The following is a 25,494-nucleotide window of genomic DNA, read 5'->3' as shown; positions in this document are numbered from 1 at the left end:
AAGCGGGAGAGGTGCACCGCCGCCGTGGCGAAATCGTCGGGACCAACTAGCACCATGTCACCCCGCCTGAAGCTGCGAGACATCGCCTTCTTCGAACGTCCCGTGCAGTTCGCGCGGCCATTCCGCTTCGGTGCGATCACGATCAACGCGACGCCACAATTGTTCGTGCGAGTCGAGATCGAGGTGGAGGGCAGGGGGAGCGCGGTCGGCGCCAGTGCCGAGCTGCTCGTGCCAAAATGGTTCGACAAGCGGCCGGAGCTGTCCCCGGCGCAGACGGTGGATGGCTTGCGACGGTCGCTCGAGATTGCGCGCGGGCTTTATCTTGCGGAGACCGGGTTTCGTCCAGCGTTTGGATTGCATGCGTCGTGTATTGCCGCCCAAGTCAAGGCGTGCGCGGAAGAGGATATTCCGCCGCTTGCAGCGGGCTATGGTCCGGCGGAAATCGACAAGGCGATCCTCGACGCGCTCCTGCGCGCGGTCGGTGCGAGCTTTTTCGAGGGAATGGCTGACAACATCGCGGGGATCGACGGGCGGATGTCACTCGATCTGACCGGCGCCGAGATCGCAGGGTTTCTGAAGGGCCGAACGCCTCTGCCGCGGGTTGCTATACGGCACACGGTTGGCCTCGATGACAAGATCGAGGGCGAGGGTGGGGTAGCGGACGTACGCGAAAACGCTGGCGCTCGCTATTTCAAGCTCAAATTGTCGGGCGATCCGGAAGCAGATGTGGCACGGCTGGCGCGCATCGGCAAAGAACTCGGAAACCTGAATCGTGACTACAAGGTCTCCCTCGACGCCAACGAACAATACGCCGACCTTGCTGCATTGCGTGCATTGATCGATCGCCTTGATGGCGACGCAGCCCTGCACGGAATCTCGACCCGGCTTCTTTACATCGAGCAGCCAATGCCGCGCGATATTACATTCCAGACCGCTCTCGGGTCGCTCGCCACGCGTGACTTCATCATCGACGAAGCCGATGATTCCTACGGAACGTTTCTGGCGATGAGGCCGCTCGGCTATCGCGGCATCTCCTCGAAATCCTGCAAGGGTCTCTACAAATGGATCCTTAACGCGGTCCGCGCCGCGCAATGGACTACCGGCGCTGAAACGTTTTTCATCACAGGTGAGGATCTGACCTGCCAGGCCGGCCTCGCCGTGCAGCAGGACCTCGCGCTCGGCGCCTTCATCGGCGTCACGCATGCCGAACGCAACGGCCATCATTATGTCGACGGCTTTGGCGAGACGCCTCTCGCCGAAGCGCAGGCGTTCGCCGCCGCGCATCCCGATCTCTATGCCGATACCGGGCAGGGCATTCGCCTCTCCATTCACAACGGCGATCTCCTGACGGGATCGCTCCACGCAACGGGCTTTGCGACGTCGGTTCATCCGGACTGGTCGGCGCTCCGCCCGCTCGAACAGCCGAGATCACTTCAGGAGCATTTGACATGACCACCCAACGCCTCGGCCTCATCATGAACGGCGTCACCGGCCGCATGGGGCTCAACCAGCATCTGATCCGCTCGATCGTCGCGATCCGGGAGCAGGGCGGTGTACGGCTGAAGAACGGCGACCGCGTGATGCCAGATCCGATCCTGGTCGGCCGCAGCGCTGAGAAGGTCGAGGCGCTCGCCAAGCGCTACAACATCACACGCTGGACCACCGATCTCGATGCGGCGCTCGCCGACAAGAACGACACCATGTTCTTCGATGCCGCGACGACGCAGGCCCGGCCGGGTTTGCTGACCCAGGCGATCAATGCCGGCAAGCACGTCTATTGCGAGAAGCCGATCGCGACGAATTTTGAGGAGGCGCTCGAAGTCGTCAAGCTCGCCAATGCCAAGGGCGTCAAGCACGGCACGGTGCAGGACAAGCTGTTCCTGCCCGGCCTGAAGAAGATCGCCTTCCTGCGCGATAGCGGCTTCTTCGGCCGCATCCTCTCGGTGCGCGGCGAGTTCGGCTATTGGGTGTTTGAAGGTGGTTGGCAGGAAGCGCAGCGGCCGTCCTGGAACTATCGCGACGAAGACGGCGGCGGCATCATTCTGGACATGGTTTGCCACTGGCGCTACGTGCTCGACAACCTCTTCGGCAATGTCCAGAGCGTGAGCTGCATCGGCAACACCGACATCCCCGAGCGTTTCGACGAGCAGGGCAGGAAGTACAAGGCAACCGCGGATGATTCCGCCTATGCGACCTTCCAGCTCGAAGGTGGCGTGATCGCCCACATCAACATGTCCTGGGTGACGCGCGTCTATCGCGACGACCTCGTCACCTTCCAGGTCGACGGCACGCATGGCTCGGCGGTCGCGGGGCTCAGCGACTGCATGATCCAGGCGCGGCAGGCTACCCCGAGGCCGGTCTGGAATCCCGACGAGAAGCGGCTGCACGATTTCTACGGCGACTGGCAGAAGCTGCCTGACAACGTCAGCTACGACAACGGTTTTAAGGAGCAGTGGGAGATGTTCATCCGTCACGTCTACGAGGATGCGCCCTACAAGTTCACGCTGCTCGAAGGCGTCAAGGGCGTGCAGCTCGCCGAATGCGCGCTGAAGAGCTGGAAGGAGCGGCGCTGGATCGACGTCGCGCCGATCAAGGCGTGAGATCGATTGGATAGCGTCCCGATATCTACCAAGCCGTCATTGCGAGCGGAGCGAAGCAATCCAGAGTCCTTCCGCAGAGGCAGTCTGGATTGTCGCTTCGCTCCTCGCAATGACGGGGAGAGGTCCGAAATCATGAACAAGCCCGTCCAACCCATGTCATCATTGTCGCTGAAATTGCCGAAGGCCGATCGCTCGATCGAGACCTACCGCCTCGCGGCCTCGCGCACGTTCCCTGCAAAGCTCGAGGGGCCGCTGAACCGCGTCGCCTTCTCGGCCGTGCACACGGTGGCTGATCCCTTCGCCGACAACGATCCCTGGCTCTCTGTCGCCGTCGACTGGGACAAGACCATCGCCTTCCGCGAGCACGTCTGGGACCTCGGTCTTGGTGTTGCCGAGGCCATGGACACCGCGCAGCGCGGCATGGGGTTGGACTGGCCGACCTCGCTGGAGCTGATCACGCGCTCGGTCGCCGCCGCCAAGCGCCGCAACGCGCTGGTGTTCTCCGGCGCCGGCACGGACCATCTCGCGGTCGAGGATGCCAGGAGCCTCGACGACGTGATCCGCGCCTATGAGGAGCAGATCTCGGCGGTGGAGAAGGTCGGTGGCCGCATCATCCTGATGGCATCGCGCGCGCTGGCGAAACTCGGCCGCACCGCCGATGACTACGCCAAGGTCTACGACCGCGTGCTGTCGCAGGTCCGTGAGCCCGTGATCATTCACTGGCTCGGCGACATGTTCGATCCGGCGCTGGCGGGCTATTGGGGCACCGGGGATCTCGACAAGGCGATGGACACGGCCGTGGCCATCATCAACGGCAACGCCGCCAAGGTCGATGGCGTAAAAGTCTCGCTGCTCGACAAGCAGCGCGAGATCGACATGCGCCGGCGCCTCGACAAGCGCATCAAGATGTACACCGGCGATGACTTCAACTATGCGGAGCTGATCGCCGGCGACGAGCAGGGCTTTTCGCATGCGCTGCTTGGTATTTTTGACGCCATTGCGCCGGCGGCATCCTACGCGCTGTCGCGGCTGGCGGCCGGGGATGAGGCCGGATTCCACGACGTGCTGGGGCCGACGGTGCCGCTGTCGCGTCACATCTTCAAGGCGCCGACGCGGTTCTACAAGACCAGCGTGGTGTTCATGGCGTATCTCAACGGCCACCAGGACCATTTCACCATGGTCGGGGGACAGGAGAGCACGCGCTCCACGTTGCATCTGGCCGAGCTGTTCCGTCTGGCCGACAAGGCCGGCCTGCTCGCCAACCCTGAACTCGCGACGCAGCGGATGAAGACCGTGCTCGCCACCCACGGTATCGAATCCTGATGCGCGATTTTTCGTCCGACCATCGCTGGCTGTCGCTGAACACGGCGACCGTCCGCAAGCAGGGTGACCTGGTCGAGATCATCAATGCCTGTGCAAAGCAAGGCATCCGCGCCATCGATCCCTGGCGCGACCAGGTGGCATCCGTCGGCCTCGACCGCGCCGCGCGCGCAGTGCGCGATGCCGGCCTCGAGCTCTCAGGCTATTGCCGCGGCGGCATGTTCACCTCGGACGCATCGCGCCGGAGTGAAGTGCGCGACGACAACAGGCGCTGCGTCGACGAAGCCAAGGCGCTGGGCGCGCCCTGCATCGTCCTGGTCGTCGGCGGCCTGCCGCAATATTCGCGGCCGGGCAGCGAGGCCTCAAAGGACATCGTGACGGCACGCGGGCAGGTCGAGGAGGCTCTCGCCGACATGCTCGACTACGCGAGGCAGGCCAAGCTGCCGCTGGCGATCGAGCCCTTGCATCCGGCTTACGCGGCCGACCGCGCCTGCGTGAACACGACGAAGCAGGCGCTCGACATCTGCGACCGGCTCGATCCTGCTCGCAGCGGCATGCTCGGCGTCGCGCTCGACGTCTATCACATCTGGTGGGATCCGGAGCTGATGAGCCAGATCGCGCGCGCCGGCAAGGATCGCCTGCTCGCGTTCCATGTCTGCGACTGGCTGGTGCCGACAAAGGACATCCTCAACGACCGCGGCATGATGGGCGACGGCGTCATCGACATCAAATCCGTGCGGGCGGCGGTCGAAGCGGAGGGCTTTGAAGGCTATTCCGAGATCGAGATCTTCTCCCACGATTGGTGGGGCAAGCCGATGGAGGAGGTGCTGCGGACCTGCATCGCGCGGCATAAGGCGGCGGTGTAAAGTTACCACGAGTGCGGCCCCTACGGGCTGGCGAGCTGTTGCAGCGTGTTGAAGCGGACGTTCTGCCCGCTGTTCGGCGTCGATAGAACTGGTCCAGCGCAAGTTCGCCCCGCTGGCGAGGCGGCGAGCTGGTCGGAGTACCACCAAAGATGTGGTGGACTGCCATCAGCTTTCAGGCAGAATGTCATCATGCCGATGCCGCAGCCTCGCCACAGTCTGTGCCAGATCGGATGCGGTAATCCGTGGCATCAACGATCAGCAGGGACGGCGGATGTACCCATGCCTGTTGACCTTGAATGGCCCCGACGTGCAACCGTCGGGGCCATTGCCGTGTCCGGCGTGACATGGCTGGCGAGCTTTGCCGAAGGCACTGGCGTGCTTTGGCGCGGCGAAGGACCGCCAAGGACGATCTGCAATTCAATGCGCCGTGCCAAACTGGTTTTGCGATCGAATTTGTCGGCCACGGCCGTTCGCCGAAAAGTCGGACGATTGCGCTATCATTGATTCACCGTCAAACACCGGACTATCACCTGTCAATTCGATCTGCGAAGCTGTGACAACAGAATGCGCTTGCAAACAAGCAAGCGTGAAGAGAGGTTCGCAGTGGATAAGGTGCAGCGTTTGCGTGCGATGAGCTCACTATGCCGCCAACAGGCCGCGTACAACAGCATGAACAAATGGAAGCTGCTCGCAGAAGCGGAATACTGGGATCATCTGGCTAATCTCGAGTTGTCTTCTCACTTCCAGCAATGCAACGCGATCACAAACACGAATGAGGCTGGGCAGTCCTCGTGAGGACGGAAACGAGGCTGTCGCTTGCGTTACGTGCCGCCGCACCCTCACAGAAAGTGCGCGGCAGCGACATACATGGTCTCGTTGAGCTTTGAAGCAGGACGATTACGTGACCCCGCTTCGTTCGACCGCGACGCAAATTGCAACGAGAGAACGCGATGCCGTCCTCACGGCCCCGCGACCTGTTGCAGCGTGTTGAAGCGCGCCTTCTGCTCGCTGCTCAGCGTGGCATAGAACTCGTCCAGCGCAGGCTCTACCAGCTTGGCGGCCGTCAGCATCGCCTCGAGCCGGTGCTGCATCGCCTCCAGCCGTCCGATCGGCGTCAGCGGCACATCGTTCGGGCAAGCCGCTTGCAGGCCTTCAACGCCTTTGGCTGTCGCTTCACTGAGGCGGTCGAGCGCCTCCTTCTGCTTGCCGGCTGGGTGGAGCACAGCCTCGATCCTTTGGATCGGCAGCTGGGTCAGGCTGGATTTCGGATCGCCGCAGCCCTCGACGTTGGCTTGTTGCTGCGGCGAGCGCTCGCCGACATTCGGGCCGAGCGCATTGAAGCTGGCCTTCTGCTCGTCACTGAGCGAGTTGTAGAAATTCTCCAGGGCCGGTCGAACGATCTTGACGGCTTCCAGCGTCGCGCTGATGCGGTTCATCATCGCGCGCAGGCGGCCGGGGGGAGTCAGTGCATAGGTCTCCGCGCAGGAGTCCTTGAACACGCCGGCAGCGTTGGCCGCCGCGGTCTTCAATTCATCGAGCAGCGCGCGTTGCTCCGGCGTCGGCCGCACCGCTTTCGCGATATCGGCAAGCGGCCAGGCGGTGACGCCCTTGTCCGGTGTGCCGCACAATTGCTGTAGCGTTTGCGGGCTCACGCTCGCGCGCGGACGGGCGCGACTGCTGCCGCCGGCTTGCGGATAATCATACGGGTTGGTGCTGGCATAGGCGGAATAGGGGCCGTCACCACCCCAGAACACGGTGTCGACGAAGTCGTCATAGGCATATGCCCAATAACCGGGCTCGTAGCCATAGGACCAGAACGTGTAGTTGAAAATGTCGGAATAAGCGTAAGGCCAGAACACCGGCCCAAGCCACGCCACGAACACCGCGGGATGGCGGTGTCGCCAGGCCTGCCGGGGAGCCCAGCCGCTCTGGCGGGTGGTGAGCGCCGCCTGGGCTTGCGCAGGGGCCTGCTCGCGGAAGCGTTCGGCAAATCGCCCGCGCTCGGCCGCCTGCACGGCGGCGACGGCAGTGGCGGCTCGCCCGACTGTGGCGGGCTCGGGGCCCAACCGCTGCAGGCGTGCCTGATCGCGCTGCTGCATGCTCTGTTCGCGCTGGAGCAGGCGGTTCTGCGTCTGCAGCGTCCGCTCCTGTGCACGTTGCGCCCGCACGCCTTCCGGCTTCTGCGACTGCAATTGCTGCACGCGCTGTTGCATCCGATCGATGCGGCTCTGCCGTTCCGAGCTCTGACGCGTGAGCATCTCGCGCTGCCGCTGCTGCACGATTTGCTGTCGCTGCTGGATCTGCTGCTGATGCTGCTGCGCGCGCTGCTCCATCCCCTCCTGTCGCGGCGGCCGCGCGGTCACAGCCGATGGCCCGCTTGGACGCGAGGGGGCGGCGATATGCGGCGTCGGCCGCGGGGCCATGGCCGGACGTTGTGGTGCTGCCGGCGCCCGGTGGATTTCAGGTCGCGGCGCTGCCACGTGCGGGGCGGCTCGCGGCGGTGGTGCTGCAAAACGGGGGCCCGGACGCGGCGGCGGTGCGGCGATGTGGGGCGCCGGGCGCGGCGCCATGGCCGGTCGCTGCGGCATGGCCGGTGGATGGAACGCCGGGGCGGCGGGACGTGCCATCGCTGGCGGCGCCGCCGGACGGGCCATGGCCGGCGGTGCTGCTGGCCGTGCTGCCGGCGCTGCGGCCGGACCGGCAGGTCCGCCCCTTCCATGTCCCTGGCCGGGTCCTTGGGCGAGCGCGCCGACGCTCGTCGCCAGCATCGAGACACCAATGAAAGCAGCCGTAAGGCAAGCGCCATGCGGAAGCATGATTGTCGCTCCCAGCTCGTAATCGCCCACGACGTTCAACGCACAGCTGGCGGAATCGTTCGTTGCCGGCCGCGGCCGGCATTGCGATCTTCCGACGCAGGCTGCCTCAAGAGAAATCCTGCGTCAGGGTGGTGGCGAGCCGCTCTAACGCCCAGTCGACCTGGTCGCTTGTGATCACCAGCGGCGGAGCGATGCGGATCGTCTGCTCGTGGGTATCCTTGGCCAAGATGCCCTTGCTCTGAAGCGCCTCGCAGTAGCGGCGGGCGCGGCCGGCCTCAGGATGCAGCTCAACCGCCAGCATCAAGCCGCGTCCGCGCACCTCGCGGATCGTGTTGGCACGAATGTCTTTCAAGCCTTCCAGAAAGCGCGCGCCCTGCCTGGCCGCGTTCTCGATCATGCCTTCCTCGGTCAGCACGCGCAGCGCCGCGCGCGCCACCGCGCAGGCAAGCGGATTGCCCCCGAACGTCGAACCGTGCTGGCCGGGCCTCAATGTCCCGAGCACGTCGTTGTTCGAGAGCACGGCCGACACCGGATAGAAGCCGCCGGACAAGGCCTTGCCGAGCAGCGTCACGTCCGCCTCGATTCCCTCGTGCTGTTCGGCGAGAAGCTTGCCGGTGCGGCCGAGCCCGGTCTGGATCTCGTCGAGCACCAGCATCACGTTGTTGGTGGTGCAGAGCTCCCGCACCTCAGCGAAATAACCGGCTGGAGGAAGGATGACACCGGCTTCGCCCTGGATCGGCTCGACCAGAAAGGCGACCGTGTTTGGTGTGATTGCCTCCGCCAGCGCCGTGGCGTCGCCGAACGGGATGATCTTGAAGCCCGGCGCGAACGGGCCGAAATGTGTGCGAGTGTCGGGGTCGGTTGAAAAGCCGACGATGCCCAGCGTGCGTCCGTGGAAATTATTGGCGCAGACGATGATCTCGGCCCGGCCGTCCGGCACGCCCTTCACCTCGTAGCCCCATTTGCGCACCGACTTGATCGCGCTTTCGACCGCCTCGGCGCCGCTGTTCATCGGCAGCACCTTGTGGGAGCCGGTCAGTGCCGCGATCTCTTCGTAGAAGGGGGCGAGCTGGTCGTTGTGGAAGGCGCGCGAAGTGAGCGTCAGCCTGTGCGCCTGTTCCACCATCGCCGCCAGGATCTTGGGGTGGCAGTGGCCCTGGCTGACCGCCGAATAGGCTGAGAGGCAATCGAGATAGCGGTTGCCCTCGGTATCCCAGACCCAGACACCTTCGCCGCGGGACAGGACGACCCCGATCGGCTCGTAATTATGGGCCCCAAAGCGTGCTTCCGTTGCGACGAAATCAATGACCGACGCGCTCATCTGTCGTCACTCCATGGCTGCGCGCGGCGGTGCCAACCGACTGCACCGCCGGCCCTCAGCTTGATCTGGGTATCAACTTGCCGCCTTGGAAGTCTTCATCCCTTCCGGTGGCGTAGCCCGATCTGATTTGCCAAAAGTATCAGAGGGTTCTCTACTGTGCATGGGGTTGTTTTCGCAGTTTTTGGTGTCGAGCCCTCAGCCGATCGTACAGGGCACGCTCAAAAAGCCGCGAAACCGCACCCGTCCGCCCCGCACCGGCTGGCCGCTGACGGCATAGTTCGGGAAGCGCGCCAGGAAGCGCGAGATCGCAATCGCGCCCTCCAGCCGCGCCAGCGCCATGCCGGCGCATTGATGCGCGCCGGTGGCGAAGGCGAGATGCCGGTTCGGCGTGCGCGCGATGTCGAAGCTCTCGGGGTCCGGAAACTGTGCGGGATCGCGGTTGGCGGCGCCAATACACAGCGTCACCGATGTGCCGGCATCGAGCATGACGCCGCCGAGTTCGATCCTTTCCGTGGTCATGCGGTTGCCGAGCTGGTTCGAGCTCTCATAGCGCAGCATCTCCTCGACGGCGGTCTTGATCATGTCGGGATTGCCGATCAGCCGCTGCTTCTGGTCGCGATTGCGATCCAGCGCGACGAGGCCGTTGCCGATCAAATTGGTGGTGGTCTCGTGCCCGGCATTGAGCAGGAAGATGCAATTGTGCAGCAGCTCCTTCTCGGTCAGCCGCTCGCCATTCTCCTCACCCTGGATCAGGCGTGTCAGCACATCGCGCTCGGGATTGCCCGGCTTGTCGCGCCGGCGTGCCACCAGCGTCTGGAGATAGCTGAGAAAATCCGTCACCGCCTGGTTGCCGCGCGCGGCGACCTCGGGCGACACCACGGGTTCGAGCGCACCAAGGATCGCCAGCGACCAGTCGCGCAGTGGCCCGCGTTCCTCATGAGGCACGTCGAGCAGATTGCCGATCACCTCGATCGGGATCGACGCGGCGAAATCCTCGATCAGCTCGCAAGCCCCTTTGGCCGCGATGGCATCGAGCAGACCGTCCACCAGCTTGACGATGTCAGGCTCCATGCCGGCGATCGCCCGCGGCGACAACGCGCCCATGATCAGGCGACGCACGCGGGTATGCGCCGGCGGATCGTTGAAGACGAGGCTGGTGGTGTGATGCTCGTAGAGCGGGGTGTCGCCGTATTTCGGCGCGAACTCGCGCTTCTTGTCCGAGCTGAACGACTTGGTGTTCTTGTAGGTGGTGACGAGATCGTCATAGCGGGTCAGGAACACGGTGCCGTTCGGCAGACGCTTGACCGGCTCGTTCTCCCGCAGTGCACGATAGGTCGGGTAGGGGTCGTCGTAGAATTCCGGCGTCAGCTTCTCGAGGTCGAAGCTTGCCGCCAGCGCCTTCGCATCTGCGTTCATCCCGTTATACTCGCCGGTTAAAGCCGTTATGCCGTTTTTGTTGTTCTGGTCGGCGCATGCATGCGTCTACAGTCTGCCCACCTTGCTAGCCGACCGGACAGGAAAATGCACGCACGCGCTGACGCTGCCGACACGGCGCCGAATTGGCCCGATGATATTTTCGCGACCTTGCAACGCTTCGATATCAAGCAGGTGCCTTACGTGCCGGATGCCGGCCATTCGAGGCTGATCCAGCGCGTGCTGGCATCGTCCACGATGCGCGGCATTCCGCTCACGACGGAAGAGGAGGGCGTGGCGCTTCTCGCCGGCGCCTGGGCCGGCGGACAGCGCGGCGTCCTGCTGATGCAGTCGAGCGGCGTCGGCAATTGCATCAACATGCTGTCGCTGATCCCGATCCTGCGCTTCCCGTTCCTGACGCTGGTGACCATGCGCGGCGAGTGGGGCGAGTTCAATCCGTGGCAGGTGCCGATGGGCTCGACCACGCAGGGCGTGTTCGAGCTGTCGGGTGTCCAGGTGCTGCGGGCCTCCAGCGCGGCCGAGGTGCCGGCCGTGCTCGAAGCCGCTGCGTCGCAAGCCTACAACGCGCTCACCCCCACCGCTGTCCTTCTGTCGCAGCGCCTGATCGGCGCCAAGGTTTTCACCAAATGAGCAAGGCTAATCTCCTCGATCGCCGCCAGGTGGTGTCCACGCTGCTCGCGAACCGCAAGGACGTCGTCGCGATCGGCGGCCTCGGAGCCTCCACCAACGACATGTGCGCGGCCGGCGACCACGCCCGCAATTTCTACCTCTGGGGCGGCATGGGCGGCGCCGCGATGATCGGGCTGGGGCTCGCCCTGGCGCAGCCAAAACTGCCGGTATTGGTCATCACCGGCGACGGCGAGATGCTGATGGGCATGGGCAGCCTGGCCACCATCGGGCTGCAGAAGCCGTCCAACCTCTCGATCGCAGTGCTCGACAACGAGGCCTATGGCGAAACGGGCGGCCAGACCAGCCACACCTGCGCTGCCGCCGATCTCGTTGGCGTCGCCAAGGCCTGCGGCATCGGGGATAGCCGGGCCGTCACGACCATGGCCGAGGTCGAGGCCTTTGCCAAAGCCGTCCACGACGTCTCTGCGGGGCCGCGCTTTGCCAATATGAAGATCGACAGCGCCAGCCTTGAGCGGATTTTGCCAAGCCGGGACGGGACTTACATCCTCAACCGGATCCGCGGCGACCTCGGCTTCCAGCCAATCTAGGGCGGGCCTGTCCATTCCCACCGGCGCCCAGGTCCTGCACGGAAGCCGTGCAGGCAGGGCCAATTTCCACTGAACTAACGACGCACTCAGGTTGCGATGCAACATAGTGCTTGACTTTTTGCGTGGGTGAGTGCTTACTCACTAGCATGAGCTCATTGCGTATGACGAGCGACCTGAGGCGTCAATTGATCCTCGGAGCCGCGAAACGCTGCTTTGCCCGACATGGCTATACCGGCACCACGACCAAGAGCGTGGCGGCCGCCGCTGCCATTTCCGAGGCGTTGCTGTTCAAGCATTTCCCGTCCAAGGCGGCGCTCTACGCCGAAATCCTCAGCGACGAATGCGAGGCCGACCCGGCGCTCACCGAGCTTCTCGAGCGGGAGCCTTCGACCGCCACGCTGGTCGAAGTGATCCGCGGCATGGTCGAGCATTTCCTGCACATCGCTGACGGTCCCGATCAGGAAGAGGCTCAGCGCCTGCGACTGATGGCCACGAGCCATTTGGATGATGGCGAATTCGCCCGTTTGCTGTATGCCAAGATCGAGACGCTGATCGGGGCGATCTTCGTCTCCTCGCTCGAACGTGCCGTTGCCGCCGGGGACGCGCGGCCATGCAGCGGCAATCCACTCAACCTGTTCTGGTTTGCGCATCACTCGGTGATGACTGCGGCGCTGACCAGGCTGCCGGCCACGCCTTGCCTCGCTTACGGCAAGGCTGAAGACCTCGAGCGGCAGCTGTGTGAGTTTCTCCTGAGGGGTATCGGACTTAACGACGCCGCAATTGCTTCGCATCTGGGCCACAATCAGGCCGCGGGTGCCGGCAAGGCGGCGATTGCAGAGAGTGCATGACATGAACATCGTAACCGAACACAAGATTTCGGGCGAACCGATCGACAACAAGGCTCCCAAGCGTCCGGTCCGGCCGGTGCTCTGGTTCATCATCGTCGGCACGCTCCTGGCGGTGCTGGTCGGCGGCCTCGTCTGGTTCAATTATTTCCGCGGCCAGATGATCAAGCAGTTCTTCGCCAACAACAAGCCGCCGCCGACCGCGGTCAGCGCGGCGGAGGCCAAGTCCGAGGTGGTGCCGAACCTGCTCACCGCGGTCGGCGGCCTCGTCGCCGTGCACCAGGTCGACGTCAGTGCCGACGTCAACGGCCGCGTCACCGAGATCAAGTTCGCGCCGGGCACGCGCGTCGAAGCCGGCACGCCGCTGGTCCAGCTGTTCGACGCGCCGGAGCAGGGCGACCTTGCCAATTACAAGGCCCAGGCGACCGTCGCGCAGCTGTCGCTTGATCGTGCCAAGCAGCTGGCCGCGCGCCAGTTCGGTCCGCAGGCGACCGTCGATACCGCGCAGGCCGCCTACGACCAGGCGCAGGCCGGCATCGCCAAGACCGAGGCGCTGATCTCGCAGAAGCTGGTGCGCGCACCGTTCTCCGGCGATCTCGGCGTCCGCAAGGTCGAGGTCGGTCAGTATCTGACGGCGGGTACGGCGATCGTGTCGTTGACCGATCTGTCGGAGCTGTGGGCCAACTTCACCGTGACGGAAAAGGATTCCGGCAGCCTCAAGGTCGGCCAGACTGTCAAGTTGAAGGTCGATGCCTATCCGGGCCGTATCTTCGAAGGCAAGATCACCACGATCGAACCGCAAATCTCGACCGACACCCGCAACATCCGCGTGCAGGCGACGATCGCCAATCCGGAGAAGATCCTGAAGCCCGGCATGTTCGTGACCACCACGGTGGTGCTGCCGGACAAGCCGGCCGTGATCACCGTTCCGGAGACGGCGGTCGACTACACGCTGTACGGCGACTCGGTGTTCGTGATCACCGAGAAGAAGGAAGAAGACGGCAAGACCAGCCTGTCCGCGGTGCGCACCTTTGTGCAGACCGGCAACCGGGTCGAAGGTCGCGTCGAAATCATCAAGGGCGTGAAGGCGGGCGACAAGGTCGTTGCCGTCGGCCAGCTCAAGCTGCAATCGGGCGCGGCGGTGTCGATTTCGACCGACCCGGCTCCGCAGATCCCGGCGCAGCCGCCGCGCTACTGACCCTCTGCATTCAAGTGATCCGGCTCGGCCGGATCACTTTTCTTGAGACATCTAGATCGAGATCGCCGCGATGCGCTTTACCGATATTTTCATCAAACGCCCGGTTCTGTCGGTCGTCGTCAGCCTGCTGATCCTGCTGATCGGCCTGCGCGCGGCGATGGTGCTGCCGATCCGGCAATATCCGAAGCTGTCGAACACGGTCATCAACATCACGACCGTCTATCCGGGCGCGTCCGCGGATCTGATCCAGGGTTTCATCACCACGCCGATCGAGCAGGCGGTCGCGTCCGCCGAGGGCGTCGACTACATCACCTCGTCCTCGGTGCTTGGCACCTCGACGATCCAGGTCTACATCAAGCTGAACTTCGATCCGAACCAGGCTCTCACCGAGGTGCTGGCGAAGACGAATTCGGTCAAATACCTGATCCCGAAGGAATCCAACGACCCAATCGTCACCAAGACTACGGGCCAGACTACGGCCGTGATGTATCTCGGCTTCTCGTCCGAGGAGCTCTCGGGCTCGGCGATCTCGGATTATCTGACGCGCGTGGTGCAGCCGGTGCTGTCGACCGTCGACGGTGTGGCTTCCGCCGACATTCTCGGCGGCCAGACCTTCGCGATGCGGCTGTGGCTCGATCCCGAGAAGATGGCCGGCCGCAACGTGTCGCCGGCCGACGTCGCGGCGGCGATCACCGCCAACAACTTCCAGTCCGCGGCGGGGCAGACCAAGGGTTATCTCATCGTCTCGAACGTCTCGACGAACACGGGCCTGACCGACGTCAACCAGTTCAAGAAGATGATCGTCAAGGCCAAGGACGGCGGCTTCGTGCGGATGGAGGACATCGGCACCGTCGAGCTTGCCGCCCAAAGCACGGATGCGAGCGTCGCCTTCAACGGCGAGCACGCGATCTTCATCGGTGTGCAGGCAACCCCACAGGGCAACCCGCTGACGCTGGTCAAGGGCGTGCGCGCGCTGTTCCCCGAGCTCGAGCGCAATCTGCCGCCGTCGATGAAGATGAAGGTCGCCTACGACTCGACCAAGTTCATCCAGTCCTCGATCGACGAGGTGGAGAAGACGCTCGGCGAAGCCGTGATCATCGTGATCGTGGTCATCTTCCTGTTCCTGGCGTCGCTGCGGTCGGTCATCATTCCCGTCGTCACGATTCCCTTGTCGATGATCGGCGTCTGCACCCTGATGCTGGCGCTGGGATTCAGCTTCAACCTTCTGACGCTGCTCGCGATGGTGCTCGCGATCGGCCTCGTGGTCGACGACGCCATCGTCGTGGTGGAGAACATCCATCGCCATCTGGAGGAGGGCAAGACGCCGGTCCAGGCGTCGCTGCAAGGCGCGCGCGAGATCGTCGGCCCGGTCATCTCGATGACCATCACGCTCGCCGCGGTGTACGCGCCGATCGGCTTCCTTGGCGGCCTCACCGGATCGCTGTTCCGCGAATTCGCCTTCACGCTGGCGGGCTCGGTGATCGTGTCGGGCGTGATCGCGCTGACATTGTCGCCGATGATGTGCTCGGTGCTGCTGAAGAACACCGAAGAGGGCCGCTTCGCCAAGGCCGTCAACAAGGTGTTCGGTGCGTTGACGCGCTGGTATGGCCGCAGGCTCGACCGCTCGCTCGACTACAAGGCGATCACGGGCCTGTTCGCGGTGACGATCCTCGGACTCGTCGGCTTCCTCTACATGCACACGTCGAAGGAGCTGGCGCCCGAGGAAGACCAGGGCATCGTGTTCGCGGTGACCAAAGCGCCGAAATACGCCAACATCGACTATGTCGATTTCTACGGCGACAAGCTCGACCACGAATTTTCGAAATTCCCCGAGACCGATCTGCGTTTCGTGCTGAACGGCATCAACGGCCCGCAGGGCGGCATCGCCGGCATGCTGCTCAAGCCCTGGGAGGAGCGCAAGCGCTCGTCGATCCAGTTGAAGCCGCTGGTGCAGGCCGAGCTCTCCAAGATCGAGGGCGTGCAGGCCTTCGCATTCAACCTGCCGCCGCTGCCGGGCGGGCCGGGCGGTCTTCCGGTGCAGATGGTGATCAATTCCACCGCCGGGTTCCAGACGGTCTATGAGCAGATGGAGAAGCTGAAGGACGCTGCGCGCAAGAGCGGCATGTTCATCGTCTCCGACAGCGATCTTGCCTACAACCAGCCGAACGTGAAGGTCACGATCGACCGCACCAAGGCGCAGGATCTCGGCGTCAATATGCAGAACCTCGGCGCCACGCTCGCGGTCCTGCTGGGTGGCAACTACGTCAATCGCTTCAATCTGGAGGGCCGGTCCTACCAGGTGATCCCGCAGGTTCCGCGCGCCAAGCGGCTGTCGCCGGAATCGCTCGGTGGCTTCTATGTGACGACCAACACCGGCCAGCAGCTTCCGCTGTCGACGGTGGTGTCGATCGAGACCAAGACCGATCCGAACTCGCTGACGCACTACAATCAGCTCAATTCGGCGACGTTCTCGGCCGTGCCGATGCCCGGCGTGACCGTCGGTGCGGCGGTCGACTTCCTCGAAAGCGAGGCCAAGAAGCTGCCGCAAGGCTTCAGCCACGACTATCTCGCCGACTCCAGGCAGTACGTGCAGGAAGGCAATCAGCTTGCGATCACCTTCGGCTTCGCGCTCATCATCATCTTCCTGGTGCTGGCCGCGCAGTTCGAGAGCTTGCGTGACCCGTTGGTGATCATGATCTCGGTGCCGATGGCGATCGTCGGTGCGCTGATCCCGCTGTTCTTCGGCGTGGCGACCATGAACATCTACACCCAGGTCGGTCTGCTCACCCTGGTCGGCCTGATCACCAAGCACGGCATCCTGATGGTGGAGTTCGCCAACGAGCTCCAGGTCAACGAGCGGCTCGACCGCCGCTCGGCCATCGAAATGTCGGCCCGCATCCGCCTGCGGCCGATCCTGATGACGACGGCCGCGATGGTGACCGGACTGATCCCGCTCCTGACTGCGACCGGCGCGGGCGCGGCCAGCCGCTTCTCGATCGGCCTGGTCGTCGTGGCCGGCATGTCGATCGGCACGCTGTTCACGCTGTTCGTGCTGCCCGCGGTCTATGTGGTGCTGGCAACCGACCATCGCGCGGCCGCCGATTCCGAGCGGAACAAGCAGGTCAATGAGCTCGACCTTGGCTCCAAGGCCCTGCGGCCGACCTGACGCCGCAAGCTAGCAAGCGAACGAGGGCGGCAGCGGCGGGTCCGCTGTCGCCCTTTTTGTTGCGTCCGGGCGCCGGGCTCACTGGATGGGGCCTTATCCCGCGCTTGCGAAAGACAAGGTCCCGTCTTCTTGCTAGGTTCCGGGTGATGAGCCTTTCTCTCCATCCCGACACCCCGCAAGCCAGGACGCTGCCGAGCGCGGCCTCGGATGGCGTCGCTGCCGGCGCGGGTGCGGGGCGGGGGATCAGGACTCGGCTGTTCACCAAATATGTCGCGCTGTTCGTGGCTGTCGTCGCCATCGCGCTGCTGGCCAACGGCCTGTTCGAGGTCTTCTTCTATTATCGCGAGCACAAGGCTTCGCTGATCCGGGTCCAGCATGAGCAGGCCGAGGCGGCCGCAGCCAAGATCGGCCAATTCGTCAAGGAAATCGAGAACCAGCTCGGATGGACGACGCAACTGCCGTGGTCGGCGGGCTCGACCGAGCAGCGCCGGTTCGACGCGCTGCGGCTGCTGCGCCAGGTGCCCGGGATCACCGAGCTTGCCCAGGTGGATTCGACCGGCAAGGAACGGTTGCGGGTCTCGCGGCTGGCGATGGATGCGATCGAGAGCGGGATCGACCTGTCCAATGATCCGAAGTTCACCGAGGCGGTCGCGCACAAGGTCTATTACGGTCCGGTCTATTTCCGCCGGGAGTCTGAGCCCTACATGACGCTGGCGCTGGCCGGCGCGCGCAGGGATGCCGGTGTCAGCATCGCCGAGGTCAATCTCAAGCTGATCTGGGACGTGGTCTCGCAGATCAAGGTCGGCCAGCACGGGCATGCCTATGTCGTCGGCCCGGAAGGGCGCCTGATCGCGCATCCCGATATCAGTCTCGTGCTGCGCAATACCGACATGTCCGGCCTCGCACAGGTGCGCGCCGCGCAGGCTGCCGGCGGCACCATGCCGGACGCGCTCGAGGAAGCGCGCAACATCCAGGGCCAGAAGGTCCTGACCGCGTCGGCGCCAATCGAGCCGTTGCACTGGACCATGTTCGTCGAGCTGCCGGTCGAGGAGGCCTATGCGTCGCTCTACGCCTCGCTGCAGCGGCTTGCGATCGTGCTGCTCGGGGCGTCGATCTTCGCGGTGCTTGCGGGGGTATTCCTTGCGCGCCGCATGGTCGGGCCGATCCAGGCGCTGCGCAGCGGTGCGGAAAGGATCGGCGGTGGCGACTTCTCCCAGCGCATCTCGATCCGGACGGGCGACGAGCTCGAAGGGCTCGCCGACCAGTTCAACGACATGGGCGCGCGCTTGCAGGAATCCTATGCCGACCTCGAAAACAAGGTCGAGCAGCGCACTGCGGAACTGCGGGAATCGCTGGAACAGCAGACCGCAACGTCCGAAGTATTGGAAGTGATCAGCTCCTCGCCGGGCGAGCTGGAGCCGGTGTTTCGCAAGATGCTGGAGAATGCCACGCGCGTGTGCGGCGCATCCTTTGGAACGATGAATTTTTGGGACGGCGAAGAGTTCAATCTGGCTGCGGACTACAACCTTCCCTCCGAGTTCTCTGATTTCAGGCGACGCACACCGATGCGTCCTTATCCCGGCACCTCGCTTGAAACTGTCGTCAAGACACGCAAGTCTTCGCAGGTTCCCGATCTTAGGGAGAGCTCGGCTTACCTGGCTCGCGTTCCCAATGTCATTCCGATGGTGGAGGTTGCCGGAGCCCGCACGCTCATGGTCGTGCCCATGCTTAAGGAAGATCAATTGATCGGCGCGATTACGATCTTTCGAAAGGAGGTACGGCTCTTCACGGACAAGCAGATCGCGCTGGTCGAAAACTTCACCAGGCAAGCGGTCATCGCCATCGAGAACACGCGGCTGCTTCGAGAGTTGCGTGAGCGCACCGAGGCACTGTCCCAATCCCTGAGCGAGCTGCGCGCCGCCCAGGATCGCCTGATCCAGACCGAGAAGCTTGCCTCGCTCGGCCAGCTCACCGCCGGCATCGCCCACGAGATCAAGAACCCGCTCAACTTCGTCAACAATTTCTCCGCTCTCTCGACGGAGCTGATCGATGAGCTCAACGAGGCGCTGCAATCGGCTGCGCTCGACGGCAAGTCCAGGGAGGAGGTCGACGAGCTGACCCGCATGCTCAGGAGCAATCTCGAGAAGGTGGTGCAGCACGGCAAGCGCGCCGATTCCATCGTCAGGAACATGCTGCTGCATTCGCGCGAGGGTTCCGGCGAGCATCGGGCCGTCGACATCAATGCGATCGTCGAGGAGAGCCTCAATCTCGCCTATCATGGCGCGCGCGCCGAACGGCCGTCCTTCAACGTTACGCTCCAGCGCACGTTCGATCCCGCTGCCGGTATGGTCGACATCTATCCGCAGGAGATCACGCGCGTCTTGCTCAACCTGATCTCGAACGGCTTCTATGCCACGGCCAAGCGCAAGGAGAGCGCGGGTGAGACCTTCGAGCCGAGTTTGAGCGCAGCAACAAAGGACCTTGGCGGCAGGGTCGAGATCCGGATTCGTGACAATGGCACGGGAATTCCGCCCGAGGTGAAGGAGAAGATGTTCAATCCCTTCTTCACCACCAAGCCGGCCGGCGAGGGCACTGGGCTCGGCCTCTCCATGAGCCATGACATCGTCGTGAAGCAGCACGGTGGCACCATCGACGTGAACACCACACAAGGTGTATTCACCGAGTTCATCATCACCCTGCCGCGCACGATGGCGGCGGACGGCACTTCCGGAGGCAAGTCGTGAACGTTTACATCCTGGTCGTCGACGACGAGCCCGACGTCGAGGCGCTGTTCCGGCAGCAATTCCGGCGCGAGCTGCGCGCCGGCCGCTTCCAGATGGAGTTCGCCTCCTCGGCGCCCGATGCGCTCAAGCGGGCCGCCGAGGTTCGCGATCCTTCGCTGATCCTGATCCTGTCCGACATCAACATGCCCGGCATGAGCGGGCTCGACATGCTGCCGAAGGTGCGTGCCGCGCATCCGGACGTCCCCGTCATCATGATCACGGCCTATGGCGACGCCGAGACGCGGCGAAAGGCGATCGAGCGCGGCGCCGTCGGGCTTCTCACCAAGCCGATCGACTTTGCCTTGCTGCGACAGGAGATCGACACGAGGCTCGAGCAAGCCGCATGAGCGCGACCATCCTCTTCGTCGACGACGAGCCGGATCTCGAAGCGCTGGTCCTGCAAAAGTTTCGCAGGCAGATCCGCGACGGACAGGTCGCCATCATATTCGCCCGCGACGGTATCGAGGCGCTGGCCTCGCTCGAGCAGAACCCACAGGTCGACATGGTGGTCTCCGATATCAACATGCCCAGGATGGATGGCCTCTCGCTGCTCGCGAAACTCCAGGAGGCCGAGGACAAGAAGTCGACCATCATCGTCTCGGCCTATGGCGACATGAGCAATATCCGCACCGCAATGAACCGCGGCGCGTTCGACTTCCTGACCAAGCCGATCGACTTCGCCGATCTGGAAGCCACCATCGAGAAGACCATCCGCCATATCGAGATGCTGCGCGAGGTGCGGCGGCGCCAGATGGAAGCCGAGCGCGCCCATGCCGCGCTATCGCGTCATTTCTCGCCCGAGCTTGCCAAGCGTCTGGCCGCCAGCGGCGACGGCGAGGGCATCGAAGTGCAGTGGCGCGATGTCGCCACCATCTTCACCGATATTACCGGCTTCACCTCATTAGTCGAGAGCGCACCGCCCGAGACGTTGGGCAAGTTGCTTAACGAGTATGTCGGCGGCATGACCGAAATCGTCTTCGCCCATGAGGGCACGGTCGCAAAGATCATCGGCGATGCGATCCAGGTGCTCTTCAACGCGCCCGGCGATCAGCCGGATTATGCCACGCGTGCGGTCGCCTGCGCCCATGAGCTCGATGCCTGGGCGCAGGACTTTCGCGCGCGCCAGAGCGCGATGGGCGTGACCTTCGGTGCCACCCGCATCGGCATTCACGCCGGTCCCGCGCTGGTCGGCAATTTCGGCGGCAACCGCTTCTTCGATTACACCGCGTATGGGGACTCCATCAACATCGCGGCGCGGCTGGAGGCCGCCAACAAGCATCTGGGCACCCGCATTTGCGTCAGCGCCAGCGTCGCCGAGGCGGCTGAGAATTTTCAAGGCCGCCCCGTGGGGGAGCTGATGCTGCGCGGACGCAGCGAGCCGTTGCGCGCGTTCGAGCCGCTCCCACCGGGCAAGTTCGAAGCGCCGGAAACGGCGCTGTATTCGGAGGCTTTCGCCAAGATGGAGGCCGGTGATGCCGCGGCCATGCCGGCCTTTGCCGCGCTGGTCGGCATGCACGCCGACGATTCCCTGGCCGGCTTTCACCTGAAGCGCCTACTCAACGGCGCCAAGGGCATTCGCATGCAACTGGAATAGGAGTTCGCCATGGTTCGTGAGTTCGCTGCCGGCAATTACCGCTTCATTCCGTCCGTGTTCCAGTATTCGGCCGGCGCGGCCGCGGACGACGGCTACGAGATCGAGCGTGTCCGCTTCGATCGTCTGGTGCCGCTCGCGGAAGGGTTTGCACTGGCGGCAAGATTCATTCAGGAGGCAGGACGGCCGCTGACGGCATTCTGCGCCTGCGAGCTGCGTTCACCGGCAGCCTTCAGCGAAGAGGGCTTTCGCGCGTTCAACCTGCACTATGTGAAGACGCTGTCCGAATGGAGCATCTTCGACGGCACCACCAATCCGGTGGCGCGCAGCAATGTCTGTCCCGAGATCGATCCGCCGTCAGAGCCGTCGTTCTACGCGTTCTCGTTCACGCGTCCGACCCGCTCGAAAGCGCCGTCCTTCGTGATATCAGGCGGCGCCGAGGCGCGCGAGGGCAGCGGCACCTATGTCGAGCGCACCGTGCGCTATCGCGACCTCAGTCCGGAGGGGCTGCGGGAGAAGGTGCGCTTCACGACGACGTCGCAGATGGAAAACCGCATGGCGGCCTTCGGCTTCGGCTGGAGCGACACCACCGCGGTGCAGGCCTACTCCGTGCACGACTTCCACCACGCACTCGCCGACGAACTGGTCCGCCGCGGCGCGCTGCGCTCCGGCCTGACCTGGCATTTCGCCCGCCCGCCCGTGGTCGATCTCGAATACGAGATGGATTGCCGTCGGGTATTGCGGGAAGTGGTGATCTAGAGTTTCTGACGGCAACGCTCTCTCCGTTCCCTCCCCCCTTGTTGGGGAGGGGCAGGGAGGGGGGTGCCACACGGGGATTCCCTCCGTGGCGCAGCCGTCCTCCGCGCGCAATCAACCGGCACCTTTTCCTGGGCTACCCCTCTCCCTAGCCCTCCCCCACAAGGGGGGAGGGAACGCTACCGCCGTCGGCGCGCCAGGCGAGGTCTCTTTCTTAAGATCTCAGCGCTGCCGCGGATCGAGCGCGTCGCGCAGGCCGTCGCCGAGCAGGTTCAGCGACAGCACTACGAGGAAGATCGCAAGCCCCGGCCAGATCGCCATCCACGGCGCCTGCGTCAGGAAGCGTTGCGCGGCGTTGAGCATGCTGCCCCAGGACGGCGCCGGCGGCTGCTGGCCGAGGCCGAGGAACGACAGCGCGGCTTCGGCGATGATGGCGGCGGCGATCGAGAGCGTCGCCTGCACCAGCAGCGCGGGCAGGATGTTCGGCAGGATATGCGACAGCGCGATCCGCCACGGCGGGTTGCCGAGCGCGCGCGCGGCCTCGACATAGTCCTCGGCCTTGACGACGAGCACCTGGCCGCGGGTCAGGCGGATGAAGATCGGCGTTGCGGAGATGCCGATTGCGATCATGGCATTGCCGAGGCTCGGCCCGAGGAACGCCGCCAGCGCGATCGCCAGGATCAGGAACGGGCAGGCCAGCATCGCATCCGTGATCCGGCTGATCAGCGCATCGACGAAGCCGCCGCGATAGCCGGCGAGCAGGCCGAGCGGCACGCCGATGCCGAGCGCGATCGCTACCGAGATGAGGCCCGCAAGCAGCGAGGCGCGCGCGCCGTAGACGATCCGGCTGAAGATGTCGCGGCCGAGCTCGTCGGTGCCGAACCAATGCGCCGCGGTGGGCGGCTTGCGCACCAGGCTCCAGCTCGTCGCGATGGGATCATAGGGCACGATGAGCGGAGCCAGCACGGCGAGCACGATGAACATCGTGAGCACGACGAGCCCGAACACCGCCGCCTTGCGCTTGAACAGCCGCCGACGCGCGCGGCGGGCCGGGCTATCCAGCTCGTCGGCTTGCGTGAGAGGGCCCGGCAGCGCGGCGTCGGTCATGCTCTAGCCCCGCAGCCGCGGATTGACGAGGATATAGGCGATGTCGGCAACGAGGTTCAGCGTGATGTAGATCGTGGCCGTCACCAGCACGACGCCCTGCACCACGGCGTAGTCGCGGTTGAAGACGGCATCCACGATCAGCTTGCCGAAGCCGGGAATGGAGAAGATCTGCTCGGTCAGGACGGCGCCTGATAACAGCGTGCCGAGCTCGAGCGCGCCGAGCGTGATGACGGGCGTCAGCGCATTGCGCATCGCGTGCTTCAGGATCACCGAGCGCTCCAACAGTCCCTTGGCCCGGGCGGTGCGGACGTAGTCGCTTTCCAGCACCTGCAGCATGGCGCTGCGGGTATGCCTCATCAGGACCGCGGCAATCGCGTTGCCGAGCACGAAAGCCGGCATGATGGTGACCGCCAGGCTCGCGCGCCAGTTCTCGGTGAGCGGCACGTAGCCGGAAGCCGGCAGCCAGCCAAGCTCGATCGAGAACAGGAAGATCAGCATGATCCCGAGCCAGAAGTTCGGCGTCGAGATGCCCCACAGCGCAAACAGGTTCGCACCGTAATCCCAGGCCGAGCCCTTCTTCACGGCTGCGACGATGCCGGCGGGGATGCCGATCAGGAACGCGATCACGATCGCCATGCCGCCGAGCTGCAGCGTCACCGGCAGCTTCTGAGCGATCAGCTCGCGCACCGGCATCTTGTTGCGTAGCGACTCGCCGAAATCGCCTGAGAGTACGCCCTTGATCCAGTAGGCGTACTGCACCGGGACCGGCTGATCGAGCCGGTACTGGCGGCGGATCTGTTCGATCACGGCCGGATCGCGCTCTTCGCCCGCCATCACCAGCGCGGGATCGCCCGGCAGCAATTGCTGCAGCGAGAAGATCAGTACCGAGACGAAGAACAGCGTCGGCACGATCTGCGCGAGGCGGCGGGCGAGGAAGTTCAGCATTCTGGCGGCGTCACTTCAGCTTGAGCCCGATCACGCGCACGAGGCCGTCGGGCATCTGCTTGTAGCCTTCGAGCTTGGTCGTGTGCGCGATGATGATGCGGCGGTGGTAGAGGTACAGCAGCGGCTCCTCGTCCTGGACCAACTTGGCCAGGGCCTCATAGCTGGCCTTGCGCTTGGTGGGATCGGTGACCGATCGCGCGTCCTCCAGCGCCTTGTCGGCCTGCGGGTTGTTCCACGCGCCGTAATTCTGCGGCGCACCGCTGTGCAGGAATACAAAGGTGTTGCCGTCGGGATCGACGCGCCCGCTCCACGCCAGCATATAGGCCTGGTAATCGCCGGACTCCGCCTGCTTCAGCCCGGTCGCGAATTCGGTGAGGCGGATCTTCATGTCGAACCCGGCCTCGGCCGCCATCGACTGGATGACCTGCGCCGGCGTCTCGGTCTCCGCGCCCTTCGGCACCAGGAAATCGACGCTGACCGGCGGTGTCACGCCGGCCTCCTTTAGCAATGCCTTGGCCTTCTCGACGTTGCGGGGACGGACCGGAAGGGATTTCTGATAGTAGGGATGATCAGGGTTGACCCATTGATTGCCGACCTGAAACTCGCCGTTGAACACGACCTGGTTGATGGCGTCGCGGTCGATCGCAAGGTCGAGCGCCTGGCGCACCTTGGCGGACTGGCTGAGCGGCCCCTTGGCCTTGTCCTTGCCGATGTTGAGCGTGACGCCCTGATAGCCAAGCTCGATCGCGGTCGCGACCTTCAGCCGTGAATCCGCGCGGACTTCCTTCAGGTCGGTGGCGAGCACGCGCTCGATCAAATCGAGGCCGCCGGATTTCAGGTTGGCGAGCCGCACCGTGGCATCGACGATCGGCTGGAACACGATCTTGTCGATGAAGACGTTGTCCTTGTTCCAATAGTCCGCGAATTTCTCGAACACGATGCGGTCCTGCTGCACGCGCTCGACGAATTTGTACGGGCCGGCGCAGACCGGACGCAGGCCGAACTTGTCGCCGGCCTCTTTCGCCGCCTTTGGCGACACCATCATCCCGGCGCGGTCGGTGAGCTGAGCGAGCAGCGGCGAGAACGGCGACTTCAGCACCAGCTTGACCGTGAGGGGATCGACGATTTCGATATGATCGACCGAGGCGAGCTCGGGCTTGCGGAACGAGCCGGGGAACGTCAGATGCCGCTCCAGCGAGAACTTTGCGGCTTCGGCGTCGAATGGCTCGCCGTCGTGGAATTTTACGCCGGGCCGGAGCTTGATGACCAGCGCCTTGCCGTCGTCGGCGGTCTCGCTCGACAGGGCGAGCTGCGGCACGATGTTGAGCTTCTCGTCGATGTCGAACAGCTTGTCGCAGAAGGCGGAGAACACGATGCGGCCGACATAGGTGCGCGCCATCGTGGGATCGAGGATATCAGGATCCTCGGCGAGGCCGATGCGCAGCGTGGTCTGGGCCTGCGCGGCTCCAAGCGACAGCAGGACAGCGGCGGCCGTTGCGGCCAGGCGAAACATCTTCATCGGACAATCC

The 25,494-nt window shown here is 64.3% G+C and carries 20 protein-coding genes; 14 read left to right on the top strand and 6 right to left on the bottom strand.

The genetic code is table 11. The annotated features are described in order from the left end of the window. Positions 1-54 precede the first annotated feature (54 nt). The 5 genes from GGD67_RS35875 (at position 55) to GGD67_RS35855 (ending at position 5,581) form a co-directional block, all read left to right on the top strand. Positions 55-1,452 (top strand): hypothetical protein, encoded by a 1,398-nt coding sequence (locus tag GGD67_RS35875; RefSeq protein ID WP_179739484.1) that lies wholly within the window; start codon positions 55-57, stop codon positions 1,450-1,452. Continuing rightward, complete coding sequence (locus GGD67_RS35870; protein ID WP_179739482.1) at positions 1,449-2,600, top strand: Gfo/Idh/MocA family protein; 1,152 nt, start codon at positions 1,449-1,451, stop codon at positions 2,598-2,600. The genes GGD67_RS35875 and GGD67_RS35870 overlap by 4 nt, the downstream gene beginning before the upstream one ends. 132 nt (positions 2,601-2,732) lie before the next feature. Beyond that, complete coding sequence (locus GGD67_RS35865; protein WP_179739479.1) at positions 2,733-3,923, top strand: dihydrodipicolinate synthase family protein; 1,191 nt, start codon at positions 2,733-2,735, stop codon at positions 3,921-3,923. After that, entirely contained in the window at positions 3,923-4,786 is an 864-nt protein-coding gene (locus tag GGD67_RS35860; RefSeq protein WP_179739477.1) for a sugar phosphate isomerase/epimerase, read from the top strand. The genes GGD67_RS35865 and GGD67_RS35860 overlap by 1 nt, the downstream gene beginning before the upstream one ends. Before the next feature lie 603 nt (positions 4,787-5,389). Beyond that, complete coding sequence (locus tag GGD67_RS35855; RefSeq protein ID WP_092259961.1) at positions 5,390-5,581, top strand: hypothetical protein; 192 nt, start codon at positions 5,390-5,392, stop codon at positions 5,579-5,581. Positions 5,582-5,745: 164 nt separating this feature from the next. On the opposite strand, the gene GGD67_RS35850 is transcribed toward GGD67_RS35855, so the two are convergent. The 3 genes from GGD67_RS35850 to GGD67_RS35840 form a co-directional block, all read right to left on the bottom strand. Beyond that, on the bottom strand, positions 5,746-7,119 hold the full coding sequence (locus tag GGD67_RS35850; RefSeq protein ID WP_246784481.1) for a Spy/CpxP family protein refolding chaperone: 1,374 nt from the start codon (positions 7,117-7,119) through the stop codon (positions 5,746-5,748). A 589-nt stretch (positions 7,120-7,708) separates the two neighbouring features. Next, positions 7,709-8,923, bottom strand: a complete 1,215-nt coding sequence (gene rocD, locus GGD67_RS35845; RefSeq protein ID WP_179739471.1) for an ornithine--oxo-acid transaminase — start codon at positions 8,921-8,923, stop codon at positions 7,709-7,711. A 195-nt stretch (positions 8,924-9,118) separates the two neighbouring features. Beyond that, a complete protein-coding gene (locus GGD67_RS35840) occupies positions 9,119-10,339 on the bottom strand; it encodes a cytochrome P450 (RefSeq protein ID WP_179739468.1) in 1,221 nt (406 codons plus the stop codon). A gap of 105 nt (positions 10,340-10,444) precedes the next feature. Between GGD67_RS35840 and GGD67_RS35835 the strand changes: the two genes are divergently transcribed. The 9 genes from GGD67_RS35835 (at position 10,445) to GGD67_RS35795 (ending at position 21,916) form a co-directional block, all read left to right on the top strand. After that, complete coding sequence (locus tag GGD67_RS35835) at positions 10,445-10,987, top strand: phosphonopyruvate decarboxylase (RefSeq protein ID WP_179739465.1); 543 nt, start codon at positions 10,445-10,447, stop codon at positions 10,985-10,987. Then, positions 10,984-11,574 carry a thiamine pyrophosphate-dependent enzyme gene (locus GGD67_RS35830; RefSeq protein WP_179739463.1) on the top strand — a complete coding sequence of 197 codons (591 nt, stop codon included), beginning with the start codon at positions 10,984-10,986 and terminating at the stop codon, positions 11,572-11,574. The genes GGD67_RS35835 and GGD67_RS35830 overlap by 4 nt, the downstream gene beginning before the upstream one ends. A gap of 161 nt (positions 11,575-11,735) precedes the next feature. Beyond that, on the top strand, positions 11,736-12,422 hold the full coding sequence (locus GGD67_RS35825; RefSeq protein WP_018315554.1) for a TetR/AcrR family transcriptional regulator: 687 nt from the start codon (positions 11,736-11,738) through the stop codon (positions 12,420-12,422). A gap of 1 nt (position 12,423) precedes the next feature. Next, positions 12,424-13,617: an efflux RND transporter periplasmic adaptor subunit gene (locus GGD67_RS35820; RefSeq protein WP_018315555.1), complete on the top strand. Its 1,194-nt coding sequence runs from the start codon at positions 12,424-12,426 to the stop codon at positions 13,615-13,617. A gap of 70 nt (positions 13,618-13,687) precedes the next feature. Continuing rightward, complete coding sequence (locus GGD67_RS35815; protein WP_038972774.1) at positions 13,688-16,783, top strand: MexW/MexI family multidrug efflux RND transporter permease subunit; 3,096 nt, start codon at positions 13,688-13,690, stop codon at positions 16,781-16,783. Positions 16,784-16,929: 146 nt separating this feature from the next. After that, complete coding sequence (locus GGD67_RS35810) at positions 16,930-19,527, top strand: ATP-binding protein (RefSeq protein ID WP_179739460.1); 2,598 nt, start codon at positions 16,930-16,932, stop codon at positions 19,525-19,527. After that, positions 19,524-19,913 carry a response regulator gene (locus GGD67_RS35805; protein ID WP_018315558.1) on the top strand — a complete coding sequence of 130 codons (390 nt, stop codon included), beginning with the start codon at positions 19,524-19,526 and terminating at the stop codon, positions 19,911-19,913. The genes GGD67_RS35810 and GGD67_RS35805 overlap by 4 nt, the downstream gene beginning before the upstream one ends. Continuing rightward, positions 19,910-21,160 (top strand): adenylate/guanylate cyclase domain-containing protein, encoded by a 1,251-nt coding sequence (locus tag GGD67_RS35800; protein WP_179739457.1) that lies wholly within the window; start codon positions 19,910-19,912, stop codon positions 21,158-21,160. Before GGD67_RS35805 ends, GGD67_RS35800 begins: the two co-directional genes overlap by 4 nt. A gap of 9 nt (positions 21,161-21,169) precedes the next feature. Beyond that, entirely contained in the window at positions 21,170-21,916 is a 747-nt protein-coding gene (locus tag GGD67_RS35795; RefSeq protein ID WP_179739454.1) for a hypothetical protein, read from the top strand. Positions 21,917-22,135: 219 nt separating this feature from the next. Here the strand turns inward: GGD67_RS35795 and GGD67_RS35790 are convergent, their stop codons facing one another. The 3 genes from GGD67_RS35790 to GGD67_RS35780 are packed head-to-tail and all read right to left on the bottom strand — an operon-like array spanning position 22,136 to position 25,484. Continuing rightward, a complete protein-coding gene (locus GGD67_RS35790; RefSeq protein ID WP_179739452.1) occupies positions 22,136-23,020 on the bottom strand; it encodes an ABC transporter permease in 885 nt (294 codons plus the stop codon). A gap of 3 nt (positions 23,021-23,023) precedes the next feature. Next, positions 23,024-23,965, bottom strand: a complete 942-nt coding sequence (locus GGD67_RS35785) for an ABC transporter permease (protein WP_018315562.1) — start codon at positions 23,963-23,965, stop codon at positions 23,024-23,026. Positions 23,966-23,975: 10 nt separating this feature from the next. Further along, a complete protein-coding gene (locus GGD67_RS35780) occupies positions 23,976-25,484 on the bottom strand; it encodes an ABC transporter substrate-binding protein (RefSeq protein ID WP_179739449.1) in 1,509 nt (502 codons plus the stop codon). Between the last annotated feature and the right edge of the window lie 10 nt (positions 25,485-25,494).

Source organism: Bradyrhizobium sp. IAR9, from assembly GCF_013408065.1.
Lineage (GTDB): Bacteria > Pseudomonadota > Alphaproteobacteria > Rhizobiales > Xanthobacteraceae > Bradyrhizobium.
This window is presented reverse-complemented; position numbering and strand designations above follow the sequence as displayed.

What these genes read in the sequence shown, in the direction of transcription:
- GGD67_RS35875 (WP_179739484.1), top strand. Translation starts at nt 55, where the DNA reads ATGTCACCCCGCCTGAAGCTGCGAGACATCGCCTTCTTCGAACGTCCC.
- GGD67_RS35870 (WP_179739482.1), top strand. Translation starts at nt 1,449, where the DNA reads ATGACCACCCAACGCCTCGGCCTCATCATGAACGGCGTCACCGGCCGC.
- GGD67_RS35865 (WP_179739479.1), top strand. Translation starts at nt 2,733, where the DNA reads ATGAACAAGCCCGTCCAACCCATGTCATCATTGTCGCTGAAATTGCCG.
- GGD67_RS35860 (WP_179739477.1), top strand. Translation starts at nt 3,923, where the DNA reads ATGCGCGATTTTTCGTCCGACCATCGCTGGCTGTCGCTGAACACGGCG.
- GGD67_RS35850 (WP_246784481.1), bottom strand. Translation starts at nt 7,119, where the DNA reads ATGGAGCAGCGCGCGCAGCAGCATCAGCAGCAGATCCAGCAGCGACAG.
- rocD (WP_179739471.1), bottom strand. Translation starts at nt 8,923, where the DNA reads ATGAGCGCGTCGGTCATTGATTTCGTCGCAACGGAAGCACGCTTTGGG.
- GGD67_RS35840 (WP_179739468.1), bottom strand. Translation starts at nt 10,339, where the DNA reads ATGAACGCAGATGCGAAGGCGCTGGCGGCAAGCTTCGACCTCGAGAAG.
- GGD67_RS35835 (WP_179739465.1), top strand. Translation starts at nt 10,445, where the DNA reads ATGCACGCACGCGCTGACGCTGCCGACACGGCGCCGAATTGGCCCGAT.
- GGD67_RS35830 (WP_179739463.1), top strand. Translation starts at nt 10,984, where the DNA reads ATGAGCAAGGCTAATCTCCTCGATCGCCGCCAGGTGGTGTCCACGCTG.
- GGD67_RS35825 (WP_018315554.1), top strand. Translation starts at nt 11,736, where the DNA reads ATGACGAGCGACCTGAGGCGTCAATTGATCCTCGGAGCCGCGAAACGC.
- GGD67_RS35820 (WP_018315555.1), top strand. Translation starts at nt 12,424, where the DNA reads ATGAACATCGTAACCGAACACAAGATTTCGGGCGAACCGATCGACAAC.
- GGD67_RS35815 (WP_038972774.1), top strand. Translation starts at nt 13,688, where the DNA reads ATGCGCTTTACCGATATTTTCATCAAACGCCCGGTTCTGTCGGTCGTC.
- GGD67_RS35810 (WP_179739460.1), top strand. Translation starts at nt 16,930, where the DNA reads ATGAGCCTTTCTCTCCATCCCGACACCCCGCAAGCCAGGACGCTGCCG.
- GGD67_RS35800 (WP_179739457.1), top strand. Translation starts at nt 19,910, where the DNA reads ATGAGCGCGACCATCCTCTTCGTCGACGACGAGCCGGATCTCGAAGCG.
- GGD67_RS35795 (WP_179739454.1), top strand. Translation starts at nt 21,170, where the DNA reads ATGGTTCGTGAGTTCGCTGCCGGCAATTACCGCTTCATTCCGTCCGTG.
- GGD67_RS35790 (WP_179739452.1), bottom strand. Translation starts at nt 23,020, where the DNA reads ATGACCGACGCCGCGCTGCCGGGCCCTCTCACGCAAGCCGACGAGCTG.
- GGD67_RS35785 (WP_018315562.1), bottom strand. Translation starts at nt 23,965, where the DNA reads ATGCTGAACTTCCTCGCCCGCCGCCTCGCGCAGATCGTGCCGACGCTG.
- GGD67_RS35780 (WP_179739449.1), bottom strand. Translation starts at nt 25,484, where the DNA reads ATGAAGATGTTTCGCCTGGCCGCAACGGCCGCCGCTGTCCTGCTGTCG.